This window comes from Pseudomonas saudiphocaensis (genome assembly GCF_000756775.1).
GTDB classification, from domain to species: domain Bacteria; phylum Pseudomonadota; class Gammaproteobacteria; order Pseudomonadales; family Pseudomonadaceae; genus Stutzerimonas; species Stutzerimonas saudiphocaensis.
Window position 1 is genome coordinate 1,308,142 of the sequence record NZ_CCSF01000001.1, and the last position, 16,686, is coordinate 1,324,827.

At 61.3% G+C, this 16,686-nt stretch carries 13 protein-coding genes; 2 read left to right on the forward strand and 11 right to left on the reverse strand.

Annotated features, from left to right (window positions below; translation table 11 throughout):
- Positions 1-122 precede the first annotated feature (122 nt).
- From BN1079_RS06135 to BN1079_RS06175, 10 genes are all read right to left on the reverse strand, one after another.
- Positions 123-1,805 carry a hybrid sensor histidine kinase/response regulator gene (locus tag BN1079_RS06135; protein ID WP_037023055.1) on the reverse strand — a complete coding sequence of 561 codons (1,683 nt, stop codon included), beginning with the start codon at positions 1,803-1,805 and terminating at the stop codon, positions 123-125.
- Positions 1,789-2,952 (reverse strand): alcohol dehydrogenase-like regulatory protein ErcA, encoded by a 1,164-nt coding sequence (gene ercA / locus BN1079_RS06140; protein WP_037023056.1) that lies wholly within the window; start codon positions 2,950-2,952, stop codon positions 1,789-1,791. The genes BN1079_RS06135 and ercA overlap by 17 nt, the downstream gene beginning before the upstream one ends.
- A 41-nt stretch (positions 2,953-2,993) precedes the next feature.
- Positions 2,994-4,907 carry an alpha/beta hydrolase family protein gene (locus BN1079_RS06145; RefSeq protein WP_052114436.1) on the reverse strand — a complete coding sequence of 638 codons (1,914 nt, stop codon included), beginning with the start codon at positions 4,905-4,907 and terminating at the stop codon, positions 2,994-2,996.
- A 204-nt stretch (positions 4,908-5,111) separates the two neighbouring features.
- Entirely contained in the window at positions 5,112-6,263 is a 1,152-nt protein-coding gene (gene pqqE, locus BN1079_RS06150; protein ID WP_037023057.1) for a pyrroloquinoline quinone biosynthesis protein PqqE, read from the reverse strand.
- Positions 6,235-6,513, reverse strand: a complete 279-nt coding sequence (pqqD, locus tag BN1079_RS06155) for a pyrroloquinoline quinone biosynthesis peptide chaperone PqqD (RefSeq protein WP_037023059.1) — start codon at positions 6,511-6,513, stop codon at positions 6,235-6,237. The genes pqqE and pqqD overlap by 29 nt, the downstream gene beginning before the upstream one ends.
- A 66-nt stretch (positions 6,514-6,579) precedes the next feature.
- A complete protein-coding gene (gene pqqC / locus BN1079_RS06160; protein WP_037023060.1) occupies positions 6,580-7,332 on the reverse strand; it encodes a pyrroloquinoline-quinone synthase PqqC in 753 nt (250 codons plus the stop codon).
- Between the two features lie 84 nt (positions 7,333-7,416).
- The gene (gene pqqB / locus BN1079_RS06165) at positions 7,417-8,328 is read right to left on the reverse strand and encodes a pyrroloquinoline quinone biosynthesis protein PqqB (protein ID WP_037023061.1); all 912 of its coding nucleotides are present in this window, start codon (positions 8,326-8,328) and stop codon (positions 7,417-7,419) included.
- Between the two features lie 46 nt (positions 8,329-8,374).
- Positions 8,375-8,446, reverse strand: coding sequence for a pyrroloquinoline quinone precursor peptide PqqA (pqqA, locus tag BN1079_RS17265; RefSeq protein WP_074436856.1), 72 nt, complete (start codon positions 8,444-8,446; stop codon positions 8,375-8,377).
- Positions 8,447-8,811: 365 nt separating this feature from the next.
- The gene (exaC, locus tag BN1079_RS06170; protein WP_037023063.1) at positions 8,812-10,332 is read right to left on the reverse strand and encodes an acetaldehyde dehydrogenase ExaC; all 1,521 of its coding nucleotides are present in this window, start codon (positions 10,330-10,332) and stop codon (positions 8,812-8,814) included.
- Positions 10,333-10,602: 270 nt separating this feature from the next.
- The gene (locus BN1079_RS06175) at positions 10,603-12,378 is read right to left on the reverse strand and encodes a PQQ-dependent methanol/ethanol family dehydrogenase (RefSeq protein WP_037023064.1); all 1,776 of its coding nucleotides are present in this window, start codon (positions 12,376-12,378) and stop codon (positions 10,603-10,605) included.
- 283 nt (positions 12,379-12,661) lie between these two features.
- On the opposite strand from BN1079_RS06175, the gene BN1079_RS06180 reads away from it, so the two are divergent.
- Positions 12,662-13,900: an ABC transporter substrate-binding protein gene (locus BN1079_RS06180; RefSeq protein WP_037023065.1), complete on the forward strand. Its 1,239-nt coding sequence runs from the start codon at positions 12,662-12,664 to the stop codon at positions 13,898-13,900.
- A 181-nt stretch (positions 13,901-14,081) separates the two neighbouring features.
- Here the strand turns inward: BN1079_RS06180 and BN1079_RS06185 are convergent, their stop codons facing one another.
- A complete protein-coding gene (locus BN1079_RS06185) occupies positions 14,082-15,263 on the reverse strand; it encodes an acetyl-CoA C-acyltransferase (protein ID WP_037023067.1) in 1,182 nt (393 codons plus the stop codon).
- 220 nt (positions 15,264-15,483) lie between these two features.
- On the opposite strand from BN1079_RS06185, the gene BN1079_RS06190 reads away from it, so the two are divergent.
- Positions 15,484-16,644 (forward strand): isovaleryl-CoA dehydrogenase, encoded by a 1,161-nt coding sequence (locus BN1079_RS06190; RefSeq protein WP_037023068.1) that lies wholly within the window; start codon positions 15,484-15,486, stop codon positions 16,642-16,644.
- The last annotated feature ends 42 nt before the right edge of the window (positions 16,645-16,686 follow it).

Genomic DNA, 16,686 nt, shown 5'->3' on the forward strand with positions numbered 1-16,686 from the left:
GATACCCAGACCACACATCACCTTATGGCCAAATGTCATCACTCGGGTGACGACAAGAAAATCCTCGGCAGTGGTGCAGTGGCTGGCTAGGGGCCGGATAGCCCAAATCAATCCTTGCTGCGTTAAATCCCTTCAGGCTCGGTGTCGTTGAGTAAATGGCTTAGCACCGAACGCAGCTTTCCGGCCTTGACCGGCTTGTTCAGCACCGGAATGCCGGCGCCTTGAAGCTCGCGACGACACTGATCACTACGGTCGGCGGTGATCATCACCGCCGGGATCGAATAGCCGAAACGTGAACGCAGCTTCTGTACCGCCTGCCAGCCGGTCATCCCCTGATCCAGGTGGTAATCCGCCAGGATCAGATCGGGCGGATTACCGGCAAGCACGAGGCTGGCTTCAGCTTCATCAGTGGCGGTCAGCACCTCACAGCCCCACTGCCCAAGCAGCGCCGACATGCTGTGCAGGATGCTCAGCTCGTTATCCAGAACCAGCAGGCGCCGCCCCGGCAGCGGGTCGCCCGGAACTGGCAGTACCGGCGCTTCGCTCACCTCCGGCAAGGGCATATCGGCCAGCGGCACATCGATGCTGAACACTGAACCGCGGCCCGGTTGCGAGCGCACCTGCACCTGATAGTCCAGCATCGCCGCAATACGGTCGACGATGGCCAGGCCAAGGCCGACCCCACTGCGCTCGGCAGCGCGCTGCACGCCCAGCTGATTGAACTCGAGGAATATCGATTGCATCTGGTCCTGGGCAATGCCGCGCCCGGTATCCCATACCTCGATGCGCAGTTTGTCACCACGTTTGCGCGCACCCAGCAGTACGCGCCCCTGGTCGGTGTAGCGGCACGCATTGCTCAGGAAATTGCGCAAGATACGCGTCAGCAGAAGGAAATCGCTACGCAGCCCATAAGCTGGGATGTAATGTTCGAAGCCCAGGTCTTTCGACTCTGCCACCGGCTCGAATTCAGACACCAGCGGCAGCAGAATTTCATCGAGACGATAGACGTGGATCTCAGGCTTGATCGCCTGCTGATCGAGTTTGGAAATGTCCAGCAGATCGGTGAGCAGGTCTTCGGCACCTTCCAGAGCCTGATGCGCGCGCTCCACAAGGTTGTGCTCGGCAGCCGGCAAACTTCGCTCACGCAGGGTTGAAATCAGCAGCCGCGCGGCATTCAGCGGCTGCAGCAGATCATGGCTGGCTGCGGCCAGGTATTTGTCCTTGCTGCGATTGGCTGCCTCGGCTGCATCGCGCGCCTGGCGCAACTCCTGGGTCCGCTCGGCGACACGCTGCTCCAGCTCCTCGTTCAGATGCTGCAAGCGCACCTGCGCCAGCTTGCGCTCGGTGATGTCGGCGACGAAGCCTTCGACCAGGCCCTCCTCGTCCGGCTTGAGCAGCAGGTTCATTACCACGTCGATGGCACTGCCATCCTTGCGCCGCAGTCGTGTTTCGTAGCCGAACAGCCCCTGCCGGGTACTCAGCACGTGGCGAATCCAGTGCAGTTCCTGCTCGCCGCCGATAAACAGATGGTTAGACAGATCAGTCAGGCCCCAGAGCGCCTCCTCGGCTCTGTCATAGCCCAGCATGCGTGCCAGCGCCGGATTAGCAGCGCGGATGCCGTCCTGCAGGCTGGCCTGAAAGATGCCGTGCACTGCATGTTCGAACAGCCATTTGTAGCGATTGCGCTCAGCTTCGAGTTCTTCGAGGCGGCTAAGCAGTTCGGGATAATGACTTTTGCGTGCAGAGTGCGCGCTCAGGCCAAGCAGGCCGGCCAGAGCATCGTTTTGTTCAGAGCGCTTCGGCATAGACTACTTCGACATCGCGCTGGGTGGAGGAGCGTGGGTTGGTCAGGATGCAGGGATCCTGCATGGCATGCCTGGATAGGAACGGGATGTCAGAGATATTCACCCCGTGCAGCTTCAGGCTTTCACTGAAACCGATGGATTGCTTGAGCTGGATCAGATGCGCCACCAGACGGTCACGAACCTGGCTATGCGTCAGCCCACGGGTATCGATACCCAAGGTCTCCGCGACGACCTTGAAACGCTCGGGCGCGGCACTGAAGTTGAACGCCACCACATGCTCGACCAGCACCGCGTTGCACAGGCCATGGGGCAGGTCCAGGTAGCCGCCCAGGCTGTGGGACATTGCGTGTACCGCCCCGAGAATTGCGTTGGAAAACGCCAGGCCCGCCTGCATGCTGCCGAGCATCACCTTCTCGCGCAGCTCTATATCCGCAGGGTTGGCGATCATCTGCGTCAGATGACCATTGATCAGCCGCATCGCTTCCAGCGCATGGGGATCGGTCAGCGGGCCGCTGCCGGTGGACACGAAAGCTTCGATGGCATGCACCAGTGCGTCGATACCGGTGCAGGCGGAGAGGAAGGGGTCCATGCTCAGAGTGGTTTCCGGGTCGATCAGCGATACATCGGGCACCGCGCCCTTGCTGACGATGGAGAACTTCATCTTCTCGACCTGGTTGGAGATGATCACAAACTGCGAAACATCCGCCGAGGTACCTGCCGTAGTCGGGACCAGAATCAGCGGCGGGCTGGGCACTCGCAGGGTATCGACGCCCTCGAATTCGATGATATTGCGCCCATGGGCCACGGCGATGCCGATGCCCTTGGCGCAATCCATGGGGCTGCCGCCGCCGACTGCAACGATGGCATCGCAAGCCTGGCTGCGGTACACCTCGGCACCCAGCATCACCTCTTCGGTACGTGGGTTGGCCGACACCTGGGTAAAGAGATGCTGTTCGATATTCTGCAGTGCCAGGCTCGCCTGGATATCCGCGACCCAGCCGGCCGCCGCCACTCCAGGGTCGGATACCAACAGCACTTTGCGGGCGCCGAAGTTTTTCGCGTAGTTACCGGCGCTGTGCCGACAACCCGCACCAAAAACGATCTCGGGTGAAACGAATTTGCGTTGCAGGCTAAGTCTCTGGCTCATTACCACGGCCTATAGTTATTTTTTGTTACGAGCCGGCAAGACTACTGCTTTCCACTTTTAAAGCAATCGGCTGACTCGTCGACCAACAGCCCCTGATAGAAGCGGCACTCGCGTTTCAGCGCATCGGCCAGGCGGTGAGCCTGCCGGAAACCGTGGCGTTCCTCAGGGTATAGCCGGTACTCAACCTTAACGCCGTGCTCGCGCAGCGCAGCCACCATGGACTCGGTCTGCTCCGGTAGCACTACGGCATCCAGCCCGCCCTGAAAGAAGATCACCGGCACACGAATCCGCTCGGCGTGGGCCAGTGGAGTGCGCTGATCGTAGCGTTCGGCATCGACCTCCGGATCACCGATCAGCCAGTCCAGATAATCGGCCTCGAACTTGTGCGTAACCCGCCGCAACGCCAGGGGGTCGCTAACGCCATACAGGCTGGCCCCGCCACGAAAGCCGGCATCGGCCACCAACGCATTGAGCGCGGTATAGCCGCCGGCGCTGGAGCCGCGGATAAAGGTGCGCGACGGATCAATCAGCCCACGCCGGCCAAGCTCTGCAACGGCGGCACGGGCATCTTCCACATCCAGCACACCCCACTGACCACACAATCTCTGGCGATAGGCTCGGCCAAAGCCGCTGCTGCCGCGGTAATTGATATCAGCCACGGCGATCCCGCGCTGGGTCCAGTACTGGATACGCGGATCGAAAACCGGATAACAGGCCGAGGTCGGACCGCCATGGATAAACACCACCAGAGGCGGGCGCTCTCCTTCCGGCGCCGTGTAGCCTGCATTTAGCGGTAGGTAAAGGAAGCCGTGAGCCGTCTCGGTATCGCCGGTGGCAAAGCTGAACGACTGCGGTCGGGATATCTCGCCAGACGGCAAGAGACGCTCACCCCCTGCGAGTACCCGGCATTGCCCATCGCGGCGATCGATTGCCAGCACCGCCGATGTACGCTCAGGCGATGCAGCGATGCAGTAGAAATGCGCGGCATCGGCGGCTAGCTGACGGCAGCGGCTGAAGTCCGTCGCCAGTGCGCGCTCACCGTTCCGGCTGCATTGCTCGAACAGCAGTCCATGGCCTTGCAGCATGCGCGTCAGTAACAACGCACCCTCGCCTATCGGCAGATAACTGACCGTCCCCAACTGCCAGGGCGCCGGTGCGTGGTCGCACTCTGCCGAATCGTCTACCGGCACCAGGCCGTCACCCTCCTCGCGCCACGGCTGCCACCACCCGTTGAGGTCGCTCAAGCAATAAAGCTTGCCGTCAGCAGCAAAGCGCGGCTGCTGCACCGATTCCTCGCCCTGCAAACCCGCCAGGCAGTGCGGTTTGTGGCAGCTTCCCTCGGCGTTTCGCTCAGCAACCCACAAGCTGGTCGCCGTCCAGGGTTGCTCGGGGCGCTGCCACTGGATCCAGGCCAGGCGCTGGCCGGCGACATCAAGCGTGGGCGATGCATAGAAGTCTGCACCTTCCGCCAGTACCCGCCGTTGGCCATTGGCCAGCGAAATACTTACCAGACGATGCTCGACGCTCTGATTCCCGCGCTTCTCCTCTACCGCCAGGACAGCAGCGTGACGCGCATCGAACACCAGGTCGCCGTAGCGGCAATCCGGCTGATACGTAACAACGGTAGGTTCGGCGCCCTCTTCGAGCGCCTGATGGTAAATCTGCTGGTCCCGTTCATCGACATAGGCCACACCGCTGTCGGTCAGACAGAAGGCGCCGCCGCCATATTCGTAAATACGGCTACGCAGGGAAACTCCGGGGGGCGTCAGGCACCTGGCGCCAGTGCCATCGCACCAGAACCAGAGTGTGCAACGGGCATCCGCCGGGTCGTACTCGATCCAGAACAAACCGCCATGGCCGGCACGCAATTCCGCAAAGTCGCGACTGGCACCGGCCGCCTTTTCCGCCGTCCAGTCGCTGGGCCAGAAGCCATAAGGCAGTACTGGCTTGGTCATCACTTGGACCTCCAGAGCTTTGGGCTAAAGATTCATATCTGAAGGCATCGCCTCCCCTGAACGCGCGTCCCCGGCGCGAAGCCTGCCGTTACTCTTCAGTCCACAGGGCAGACTCTCGCCAGTATTCGCCGCACCGGCGCAGCTCCCACGAAAGCGCTGCGCACACCAGCGGGGGTTAGCCGCAAATAAGCCTCACTGGCTCCATCACGCCTTGATAATCAGCTTCGAGGCCTTCTCGTTGCGGTATTGCAGCTGGTCAAGCGGCGCGCCCTGCTCGGCTTGCTCGCGCGCGGCGAGGATCTTGCCGTGGTGTGCCGACTTGCTACACACCGGATCAGCATTGGCAGCATCGCCAGTGAGCATGAAGGCCTGACAACGGCAGCCGCCGAAGTCCCGCTCCTTTTCATCGCAACTGCGGCAGGGTTCAGGCATCCAGTCGTAACCGCGATATTTGTTGAAACCGAACGAGTGCCGCCAGATGTGTTCGATGCTGTGCTCACGCACATTGGGGAACTGCACCGGCAACTGCCGCGCACTGTGACAAGGCAAGGCCGTGCCGTCTGGAGTGATGTCGAGAAACAGATTACCCCAGCCGTTCATACAGCCTTTGGGACGTTCCTCGTAATAGTCCGGCGTGACGAAAATCAGCTTGCAGGGGTGGTTCTCGGCGGCCAGCTTTTCACGCCATTCATTGGTGATGCGCTCGGCACGCACCAGCTGTTCCTTGCTGGGCAGCAGTCCGACACGGTTGAGTTCGGCCCAGCCATAGAACTGACAGGTGGCCAACTCGACGAAATCTGCCTCCAGCTCCAGACACAACTGGATGATGCGCTCGATGTTGTCGATGTTGTGCCGGTGGGTGACGAAGTTGAGCACCATCGGATAGCCATGGGCCTTGACCGCACGGGCCATGGCCAGCTTCTGCGCAAAGGCCTTTTTCGAGCCGGCCAGCAGGTTGTTCACCTCCTCGTCAGCAGCCTGGAAGCTGATCTGGATATGATCGAGCCCTGCCTCGGCAAATGCGGCGATCTTGCTTTCGGTCAGGCCGATCCCGGAGGTGATCAGGTTGGTGTAGTAACCAAGCTCACGTGCAGCGGCGATCAGCTCGACCAGATCGTCACGTACCAGCGGCTCACCGCCGGAAAACCCCAGCTGCGCCGCGCCCATTGCCCGCGCCTGACGGAACACTTCGATCCACTCGGCAGTGCTCAGCTCATCATGGCTGCGAGCAAAATCCAGCGGATTCGAGCAATACGGGCACTGCAACGGGCAGCGATAGGTCAGCTCGGCCAACAACCACATGGGCGGGCCGACCACCACGTCCGGCTTAGCGAAGCTCGATCCAGAACCGTTCAACGGCCACCTCCAGAAACGCCAGGATATCCTCTTCGATGCCTTCGGCACCGGGGAAGCTCGCCTGCAGGTCAGCCACGATGCCACCTACCGTCCGCGCGCCATCAACGCGCTTGAGAATCTCGCTGGCGCTGTCGTTGAGCTTGATCATGCCTTCCGGATAAAGCAGCACATGGCAGCCCTGAGCCGGCTCGAACTGGAAGCGATAACCACGGCGCAGCGACGGCACTTTGGACAGAAGTTCATCGTTCATTTATCCACCTCCTCATGCTGGAAACACCGCCAGTGCATGTTGCTCGCGGGCAAGCGAGCTGCTGGCTCACAGGCTGATTCCCTTGTGCCAGACCCGCTCGCGGGTAACGGTGTGATACGGCGGACGATCAAGCTCATAGGCCATGCTCATGGCATCGAGCATGCTCCAGAGCACATCCAGCTTGAACTGAAGAATGTTCAGCATGCGCTGCTGAGCTTCATAGGTCGTGTAATGCTCAAGGGTGATACGCAGACCATGCTCGACATCCCGCCGCGCCTCCTTGAGGCGTTTGCGGAAGTAGTCATATCCGGATGTATCGATCCAGGTGTAGTGCTGCGGCCAAGCGTCCAGCCGCGACTGGTGGATGGTCGGCGCGAAGAGTTCGGTCAAAGAGCTGCTGGCCGCTTCCTGCCAGACCGCACGGCGTGCGAAGTTGACGTAGGCGTCCACGGCAAAACGCACCCCTGGCAACACCAGTTCCTGCGACAGGACTTGCTCGCGATCGAGGCCGACCGCCTCGGCCAGACGCAGCCAGGCTTCGATACCGCCCTCCTCTCCCGGTCCGCCATCGTGATCGATGATGCGCTGAACCCACTCGCGGCGCGTGTCCCGATCCGGACAGTTGGCCATGATCGCCGCGTCCTTTACTGGAATGCAGACCTGATAGTAGAAACGGTTCGCGACCCAGCCCTGGATTTGCTCGCGTGTCGAGCGGCCTTCATACATGGCGCGGTGGAAGGGGTGGTGGATATGGTAGTAGTCGCCCTTGGCACGCAAGGCCTGCTCGAACGCGGCAGGGGTCATGGCTGACTGGGTCATCGCGGGACTTCCTTGGTTGTGCGCCGCAGTCTCAGGGACAGGCGCGACGCGCTGATTTTCTTGGGGCGAAGCTGGGTGGCGGCGTCAGAGCTCGATGCTCATCCCGTCGAAAGCCACCTCGATACCATGCTCACCCAGTGTTGCACGCTCGGCCGAATCCTCATCAAGGATGGGATTGGTGTTATTGATATGGATAAGAATCTTGCGCGACGCCGGCATTTCATCGAGCAGCTCGATCATGCCGCCCGGCCCGATCTGGGGCATATGACCCATCTCCGATCCCAGCTTGTCTCCTACCTCACGCACACGCATCTCGTCATCGCGCCAGAGCGTGCCATCGACCAGCAGGCAGTCGGCACGACGCATGATTTCCAATAGTTGCGGGCTGGCCTGGCCAAGCCCCGGCGCGTAGAACAGCGTACCCCCGCTCTGCCGATCCTCGATCAACAGGCCGATGTTGTCGCCCGGATGCGGGTCGTTGCGATGCGGCGAGTACGGCGGTGCCGAACTGCGCAGCGGAATCGGAGTGATCTGCAGGTTCGGGCAAGCCGGGATGACGAAACTGCCCTCCAGCGCGATAGGGTTCCACTTCAGGCCACCGTTCCAGTGCTCGAGCATGTTGAACAGTGGAAAGCCGGTGGTCAGATCCTGATGGACCATCTCGGTGCACCAGACGTCATGGGGACAACCTTCACGCAGGGTCAGCAGGCCGGTGGTGTGGTCGATCTGGCTATCCAGCAGAATGATCGCGGCGATGGCGGTATCACGCGGCTTGCGAGCCGGCTGCAGCTTTGGGAAGGCCTCCAGTTGGGCGCGGATATCCGGCGAGGCGTTACACAGAATCCAGTCGACACCGTTGTCGCTGATGGCGATGGAAGACTGGGTGCGTGGTTGTGCTCGCAGTGTTCCGGCGCGCAAACCGGCACAGTTGGCGCAGTTGCAATTCCATTGTGGAAAGCCGCCGCCAGCAGCAGAACCGAGAATCTGGATGAACATGGGCAGCTCCCAAAAATGAAGCCCCGACCGTGCCGGGGCTGGTCAATCAGCGATTGGCGAAGTACATGGTGACTTCGAAACCGATGCGCAGGTCGCTAAAAGCAGGCTTGGTCCACATGGCTTATTCCTCTTGTCATTGGTGCCGGAGTTATTCCGACAACTTCATTAAGCACCCTATGCCTTTGTAAACAGAATGGTACTTTGGAAGGAGACAGCAACCTGCATTGGTAGTGCCTTTGGCGTGACCGGAGAAGGCTCTGGAACCGGCTCCAGGACCAAATTGCAGAAATAAAAAAACGCGGCCTGGGGCCGCGCTGCAATAAATGGACATCCGGGCCTCGTGGGGGTATTGCGGCCGGAATGCCCGCGCCCTTCTGGGCGTTCTGCCAAGTCAAACCGGCGCGCGGGAGCGACACGCGCCGGGTCCACCGAGAAGCTTAGGCCGCTGAAACTGACTGCCTACGTTTTCAGCGACCTGACGGGTTAGAAGAACCCGAGCGGATTGATGTCGTAGCTGACGAGCAGGTTCTTGGTCTGCTGGTAGTGGTCGAGCATCATCTTGTGGGTTTCGCGGCCGACACCGGACTTCTTGTAGCCACCGAACGCGGCGTGCGCCGGGTACAGGTGGTAGCAGTTGGTCCAGACGCGACCGGCCTTGATCCCGCGGCCCATGCGGTAGGCACGGTTGATATCGCGGGTCCAGACGCCGGCACCCAGGCCGAATTCGGTGTCGTTGGCGATGGCCAGCGCTTCGGCTTCGTCCTTGAAGGTGGTCACGGCGACAACCGGCCCGAAGATCTCTTCCTGGAATACGCGCATCTTGTTGTGGCCCTTGATCAGGGTCGGCTGCACGTAGTAACCGGTCGACAGGCTGCCTTCCAGCTTCTCGGCGGCACCACCGGTGAGGATCTCGGCGCCTTCGCCGCGGGCGATATCCATGTAGGAGAGGATCTTGTCGAACTGCTGCTCGGACGCCTGGGCGCCGACCATGGTCTCAGTATCCAGCGGGTTGCCGCGCTTGATCTGGGCGATCTTCTTCATCACCACTTCCATGAAGGGTTCGAAGATCGATTCCTGGATCACCGCACGGGATGGGCAGGTGCAGACCTCGCCCTGGTTGAAGAACGCCAGCACCATGCCTTCGGCGGCCTTCTCGATGAACTCGGGCTCGGCGTTCATGATGTCTTCGAAGAAGATGTTCGGCGACTTGCCGCCCAGCTCCACGGTGCTGGGAATGATGTTTTCGGCAGCGCACTTCATGATGTGCGAACCGACCGGGGTCGAGCCGGTGAAGGCGATCTTGGCGATGCGGGTGCTGGTGGCCAGCGCCTGACCGGCTTCACGGCCGAAGCCCTGAACGATGTTGAGCACGCCCGGCGGCAGCAGGTCGCCGATCAGCTCGGCGAAGATGGTGATGGACAGCGGCGTCTGCTCGGCGGGCTTGAGCACCACGCAGTTGCCGGCAGCCAGCGCCGGAGCCAGCTTCCAGGCGGCCATCAGGAACGGGAAGTTCCACGGAATGATCTGCCCGACCACGCCCAGCGGCTCGTGGAAGTGGTAGGCCGCGGTGTGTTCGTTGATCTCGGCAGCGCTGCCTTCCTGGGCACGCAGGCAGCCGGCGAAATAGCGGAAGTGATCAGCCGCCAGCGGGATGTCGGCATTCAAGGTCTCGCGCACGGCCTTGCCGTTGTCCCAGGTTTCGGTGACGGCGAGCTTTTCCAGGTTGGCTTCGATGCGGTCGGCGATCTTCAGCAGGACCAGCGAGCGCTCCTGCACGGACGTCTTGCCCCAGGCATCGGCGGCGGCATGGGCGGCGTCCAGGGCCTTGTCGATATCCTCGGCGCCCGAGCGCGGGAACTCAGCGATGACTTCGCCGTTGACCGGCGAGGTGTTGACGAAATACTCACCCTTCACCGGAGCGACGAATTCGCCACCGATGTAGTTGCCGTAGCGAGGCTTGAAGGAAATTACGGCGCCTGCGGTACCGGGTTGGGCGTAGATCATGAGCGACCTCTCTCTTTTACTTGTTGGAGCCTGACCGGGAACTGGTCAGGACATGGAGCGATGTTAGGCAGCCTGTGTCTCCCACCGGAATGCACCCTAGGACCAGATGCCGTCCTCATTTGGTAGTAGGCGCGAAGGCTTTGGCTCGAACACTGGCCGACCCCCACACCGGAAAGGCCAACCTGGCTGCTGGAGTTGAATTTCCGGATTGCAGCAAAAAACAAAAGGCCGGCTTGAAAGCCGACCTTTTGCATTACCGCGCGCCTGATATCAGCGCTTGGCTACCACTTGGTCCTTCGGCAGCTTGAAGGTCCAGACCATGCCACCCTGGTTGAAGTCCTTCACGCGCTTGGCCACTTCGCCACCCCACAATGGAACGGCGCCACCCCAGCCGGAAAGTACGGAGACGTACTGCTCACCGTCCATTTCCCAGGTTACCGGGGAGCCGACGATGCCCGAGCCGGTGTTGAACTCATAGAGTTTCTTACCCGTCTTGGCATCGAAGGCCATCAGGTAGCCTTCCGGGTTACCGGTGAATACCAGGTTGCCCTTGGTAGTCAGCACACCGCCCCAAAGCGGCGAGTAGTTCTTGTAGCGCCAGACTTCCTTGCCGGTCTTCGGATCAATGGCGCGCAGAACGCCGATGTATTCCTCGTTGAGCGGCTTGATCGTGAAGCCGGCACCCAGATACGCCGCGCCTTTCTTGTAAGCGACGTCTTCGTTCCAGATATCCATGCCCCACTCGTTGCTAGGCACATAGAACAGGCCGGTATCCTGGCTATACGCCATGGGCATCCAGTTTTTGGCGCCGAGGAAGGCCGGCGCTACAAATACCGATTTGCCCTTTTCAGCACCCGGCGCGCCCGGACGGTTGTCGTCGACGTAGATTGGACGGCCGTTCTTGTCGAGGCCCTTGGCCCAGGTGATCTTGTCAACAAACGGGAAGCCACGGATGAACTTGCCGTTGGTCCGGTCGAGCACATAGAAGAAACCGTTACGGTCCGCGGTAGCAGCGGCCTTGATGGTCTTGCCACCTTCCTTGTAGTCGAAGGGAATCAGCTCGTTGACGCCGTCAAAGTCCCAGCCGTCATGCGGGGTGGACTGGAAGTGCCATTTGATCGAACCGTCATCCGGGTTCAATGCCAGACGGGACGAAGAGTACAGGTTATCGCCGGGGCGCAGGTGCGAGTTCCAGGGCGCCGGGTTGCCGGTACCGAACAGCAGCGTGTCAGTATCGGGGTCATAGGTACCGCCCAGCCATGGCGCGGCGCCACCGGTCTTCCACAGATCGCCCGGCCAGGTCTTGCCGGCTTCACCGCCGGAAATGCCGTTTTCGACCTTCTTGCCATCCTTCATCACGAAGCCCATGTGGCCTTCGACGGTCGGACGGCTCCAGATCAGCTCACCGTTTTTCGCGTCAAAAGCTTCGATCTTGCCGACCACCCCGAACTCACCACCGGCAACGCCCGTGATGACCTTGCCCTTGACGATGGTCGGCACTGCGGTGATGGAGTAACCGGCCTTGTAATCGGCAACTGTCTTGCGCCAGACAACCTTGCCGGTGTCCTTGTTCAGCGCAACCAGCTTGGCATCAAGCGTGCCGAAGATAACCAGATCGTCGTACAGCGCCACACCCCGGTTGATCACGTCACAGCACGGCATGATGCCGTCGGGCAGGCGTGCGTCGTACTGCCAGATTTCCTTACCGGTGCGTGCATCCATGGCGAAGACGCGAGAGTAGGAACCGGTGACGTACATCACCCCGTCCTTGATCATCGGCTGCGATTCCTGGCCACGCTGCTTCTCTCCTCCCAGGGAAAAGCCCCAGACCGGACGCAGCTGAGTGACGTTTTCGGTATTGAGCGTATCCAGCGGACTGTAACGCTGCCCTTGCAGCCCCAGGCCGTTGGTCACGATCTGGTGGGTTGTCTTGGCGTCGTTGAGGATGTCCTGTTCAGTGACGGCCCAGGCCGATACGCTGGACAGCGCGATGCTGGCGCATAAGGCTGTCAAAGCGAAGGGTTTGCGAAGACCGGAGTGCTTCATTGCGGCTACCTCTGCGGGTTCATTGTTATCGTCGCCGGGAAGTTTTCCCGGTCTGCCGTCGATTCTTGGATCAAGGCGCCATCGCAACAATTGCCCGCAGTACCGATTTACCTCCTTCCTTGGTAGCAATACCCACCCGAAGTCGCGAAAAAGCTTGCTCTAAAGGCTACAGCCAACACGCCCCCCACACTGAAGTCTCGGCTCTTGTGCCTGAAATGAGTATTTCCCAAGCCCCCTAGGCGCCTTAAAAAGCCCCCTCTTTCCGCTCACAAGGACACGAGCCATGTTCCGCGTGCTTATGTATTGCCTGCTGCTGAGTTTTCTTGCCACCGGTGTTCAGGCAAGCGAAACGATCCGGATCGGCCTGAACGCCCCCACAACCGGCAATTACAAATCCGAAGGCCTGGAGCTGCGCCGGGGCGCTTTGCTCGCTGTCGACGAGATCAACCGCCGCGGCGGCATCCTGGGCCAGCCGCTCGAACTCATCAGCCGCAATACCGCTGCACGCGCAGAAAGGGCGCGGGACAACATCGAGTTCTTCGCCACCCAGCGGGTACGCATGGTTCTGGGCGGCGCCACCAGCGAAGAGGCCATCGCCGCCGGCAAGCGTGCCCGCGAACTGGGCCTGCTGTATTTCCCTACCCTGGGCTATGCCAACGAAATAACCGGCCGCGAAGGCCATCGTCATCTGTTCCGCGAGACCAACAGCGCCTGGATGAGCGCACGGGTGCTGGGCGAATACCTCAGCTGGCATCTACCAAACCGACGCTACTTCTATATCAGCCTCGACGATGCCTGGGGCCACAGCATGGAACAGGCCTTGCGCGAATCGACCAAGAGCCGCGACCGCGCACGTCACGGCTATGCCCGCATCCCGGCCCATGGAGCGCGCCATGACGATTACCTGGCGGCGCTTAAGAAGGCCGAGGCCAGCAGCGCCGATGTTCTGGTGGTCGTGCTGCTGGGGCAGAACCTGGTACAGACCATGCGCCTGGCCAATGACATGCAACTGAACAAGCGCGTGCAGGTCATCGTTCCCAACCTCACCGCCAGCCTCATCGAACAGGCCGGCCCGCAAGTCATGGAGCATGTCATCGGCACCAAGGCCTGGACCTGGCGCGTACCGGAGCAAACGGGCAGCGTCGAAGGCCACGCCTTCGTCGACGCCTATATCCGCCTGCATCAGGGCTACCCCGGCAGTACCGCCGCATCGGCCTACGCCATCGTCCGGCAATGGGCCGATGCCGTGCAGCGGGCAGGCAGCAGCGACAGCGAGGCGGTCATCACCGCCCTGGAGAACCACCGTTACAGCCTGCTCAAGGACGAACAGTACTGGCGCGACTTCGATCACCAGAACGTACAGGCCATTTACGCCGTGCGCGTACGCTCGCGCAGCGACATCATGCAGGACCGCTTCAAGCAGGATTACTTCACCATCATCCACCGCCTGGACGGCGAAGAAGCCGCACCCAGCCTGGACGACTGGCAGCAGGAGCGTGGTGAAGAGCTGATGTTGCAGTAGTCGTCTACGGCTTCGCGCCGAGGGCGGCGTCCCACGAGGTGCCGTGTTTTTGTGGGATCGCGCCCTCGCGGCGGCGATAGCCTGCCTGCCAAACCAAAAGCTTTGCACCGGAGCAAAGCTACATCGCCCTCAGAAATCAGCTTCGGGGATGGATTCACCTTTCGCCAATTCGCGACGCCGGTCAGCCAACCACCTCGACCGCCACCGCCGTCGCTTCGCCGCCACCGATGCAGATGGCTGCGATACCCTTGCGCAAGCCACGCTCGCGCAAGGCGGCGATCAGGGTGACGAGAATACGAGCACCGGATGCGCCTATCGGGTGACCCAGGGCGCAGGCGCCGCCGTTGACGTTGACCCTGGCGTGGTCCAGGCCCAGCTCACGCATGGTGACCATGCTGACCACGGCAAATGCCTCGTTGATTTCAAACAGATCCACTTCGTCGAGACGCCATCCAGTACGCTCCAGCAGACGTCGAATGGCGCCGATGGGTGCAGTCGGGAACAGCCCCGGTGCGTCGGCAAACGCCGCGTGCCCGCGGATCACCGCCTGCGGCGTCAGGCCCAGCCGTTGAGCTTCGCTCTGGCGGCTCAGCACCAGCGCAGCCGCACCATCGGAAATCGAACTGGAATTAGCCGCTGTGACCGTGCCGCCCTCGCGGAAAGCGGGTCTGAGCTGAGCGATCTTCTCCGGCATCGCCTTTGGCGGCTGCTCGTCGTCAAGGACTTCGCGCTGCTCTCGCCCCTGTACAACCTGTAGCGCGACGATCTCCTCAGTGAAGCGACCACTGGCGATGGCGTCGCGGGCGCGCTGCAGCGAAGCCATGGCATAGGCGTCCTGTTCCTCTCGGCTAAAGCCGTGGCTCTGCGCGCAGTCCTCGGCGAAGGTACCCATCAGCCGCCCTTTGTCGTAGGCGTCTTCCAGGCCGTCGAGAAACATGTGATCAAACATTTTGCCGTGCCCCATGCGATAACCGCTGCGAGCCAGCAGATAGGGCGCGTTGGACATGCTTTCCATACCACCCGCAACCACCCAGTCGACGCTACCTGCACGCAGCGCGTCATGCGCCATGATCACCGCCTGCATACCGGAGCCGCACATCTTGTTCAGCGTGGTACAGGCGGTGCCCTTCCCCAATCCGGCAGCCAGTGCCGCCTGCCGCGCCGGAGCCTGACCAAGGCCTGCCGCCAGCACGCAGCCCATCAGTACCTGTTGCACATTGTCGGCGGCGACGCCGCTACGCTGCACAGCCGCACGAATGGCGGCAGCGCCCAGTTGCGGCGCACTGAGGCTTTTCAGATCACCCTGAAAGCCGCCCATGGGCGTGCGAGCGCTACCCAGAATCACGATCGAATCATTGTCCATACCTGCCTCCCAAACTCTGCATAAACCCTAGCCCGGATTAGCCGCCGACGTATTCCCGGTGTTTGAAAGCGCAACCCTATATCCATGGTTCGCTCTGTGACCGGCAATTTGACAATCGTGCCCTGCTTTACTTTCGTTAACGTAAAGGTAAAGTCAGGGTACGTCAGCAGTTGCCAGATGCGCGGCGTCCACTGGATCAAAAACAACAACAGGTGGCTTGATGAATCAATTCGGGCTCAATTTCGCCCTTGGCGAAACCCTCGACATGCTCCGTGAACAGGTAGCGCACTTCGTCGCCAATGAGCTGGCGCCACGCGCCGAAGCCATCGACCGCGACAATGCCTTCCCCTACGACATGTGGCGCAAGTTCGGTGACATGGGCCTGCTCGGCATAACCGTCCCCGAAGAATATGGCGGCGCCGGCCTCGGCTATCTGGCCCATGTGCTCGCGATGGAGGAAATCAGTCGGGGCTCGGCCTCGGTGGCGTTGTCCTACGGCGCGCACTCGAACCTTTGCGTCAACCAGATCAACCGCAACGGCAGCGCCGAACAGAAAGCCAGGTATCTGCCCAAGCTGATCAGCGGCGAGCACATCGGCGCACTGGCCATGAGCGAACCCAATGCCGGCTCCGATGTGGTCTCGATGAAGCTGCGGGCCGAACGCAAGGGCGACCGCTTTATCCTCAATGGCAGCAAGACCTGGATCACCAACGGCCCCGACGCCAACACCTACGTGATTTATGCCCGCACTGCGGACGCAGGCGCCCAGGGCATCAGCGCCTTTATCGTCGAGCGCGACTGGAAGGGCTTTTCCCGCGGCAACAAGTTCGACAAGCTCGGCATGCGCGGCTCCAATACCTGCGAGCTTTTTTTTGACGATGTCGAAGTCCCCGAAGAGAACCTGCTGGGCGCCGAGAACGCTGGCGTCAGGGTGCTGATGAGCGGCCTGGACTATGAACGCGTGGTGCTCGGCGGTGGCCCAGTGGGCATCATGCAGGCCTGTCTGGACGTGGTACTGCCCTATATCCACGACCGCAAGCAGTTCGGCCAGAGCATCGGCGAGTTCCAGTTCATCCAGGGCAAGGTCGCCGATATGTACACCCAGCTCAACGCCAGCCGGGCCTACCTCTATGCGGTTGCCCAGGCCTGCGACCGCGGCGAAACCACCCGCAAGGACGCTGCCGGGGTGATCCTCTACACCGCCGAAGCCGCCACCCAGATGGCGCTGCAGGCGATCCAGATTCTCGGCGGTAATGGCTATATCAACGAGTTCCCCACCGGCCGCCTGCTACGCGACGCCAAGCTCTACGAGATCGGCGCGGGCACCAGTGAAATTCGCCGCATGCTGATCGGGCGCGAGTTGTTCAACGAAACCAGATAAGCCGTAGGGTGGAAAACGGCCGCAGGCCTTTTCCACCAGAAC

What these genes read in the sequence shown, in the direction of transcription:
- BN1079_RS06175 (WP_037023064.1), bottom strand. Translation starts at nt 12,378, where the DNA reads ATGAAGCACTCCGGTCTTCGCAAACCCTTCGCTTTGACAGCCTTATGC.
- ercA (WP_037023056.1), bottom strand. Translation starts at nt 2,952, where the DNA reads ATGAGCCAGAGACTTAGCCTGCAACGCAAATTCGTTTCACCCGAGATC.
- BN1079_RS06180 (WP_037023065.1), top strand. Translation starts at nt 12,662, where the DNA reads ATGTTCCGCGTGCTTATGTATTGCCTGCTGCTGAGTTTTCTTGCCACC.
- exaC (WP_037023063.1), bottom strand. Translation starts at nt 10,332, where the DNA reads ATGATCTACGCCCAACCCGGTACCGCAGGCGCCGTAATTTCCTTCAAG.
- BN1079_RS06135 (WP_037023055.1), bottom strand. Translation starts at nt 1,805, where the DNA reads ATGCCGAAGCGCTCTGAACAAAACGATGCTCTGGCCGGCCTGCTTGGC.
- BN1079_RS06185 (WP_037023067.1), bottom strand. Translation starts at nt 15,263, where the DNA reads ATGGACAATGATTCGATCGTGATTCTGGGTAGCGCTCGCACGCCCATG.
- BN1079_RS06145 (WP_052114436.1), bottom strand. Translation starts at nt 4,907, where the DNA reads ATGACCAAGCCAGTACTGCCTTATGGCTTCTGGCCCAGCGACTGGACG.
- BN1079_RS06190 (WP_037023068.1), top strand. Translation starts at nt 15,484, where the DNA reads ATGAATCAATTCGGGCTCAATTTCGCCCTTGGCGAAACCCTCGACATG.
- pqqB (WP_037023061.1), bottom strand. Translation starts at nt 8,328, where the DNA reads ATGTTCATCCAGATTCTCGGTTCTGCTGCTGGCGGCGGCTTTCCACAA.
- pqqD (WP_037023059.1), bottom strand. Translation starts at nt 6,513, where the DNA reads ATGAACGATGAACTTCTGTCCAAAGTGCCGTCGCTGCGCCGTGGTTAT.
- pqqC (WP_037023060.1), bottom strand. Translation starts at nt 7,332, where the DNA reads ATGACCCAGTCAGCCATGACCCCTGCCGCGTTCGAGCAGGCCTTGCGT.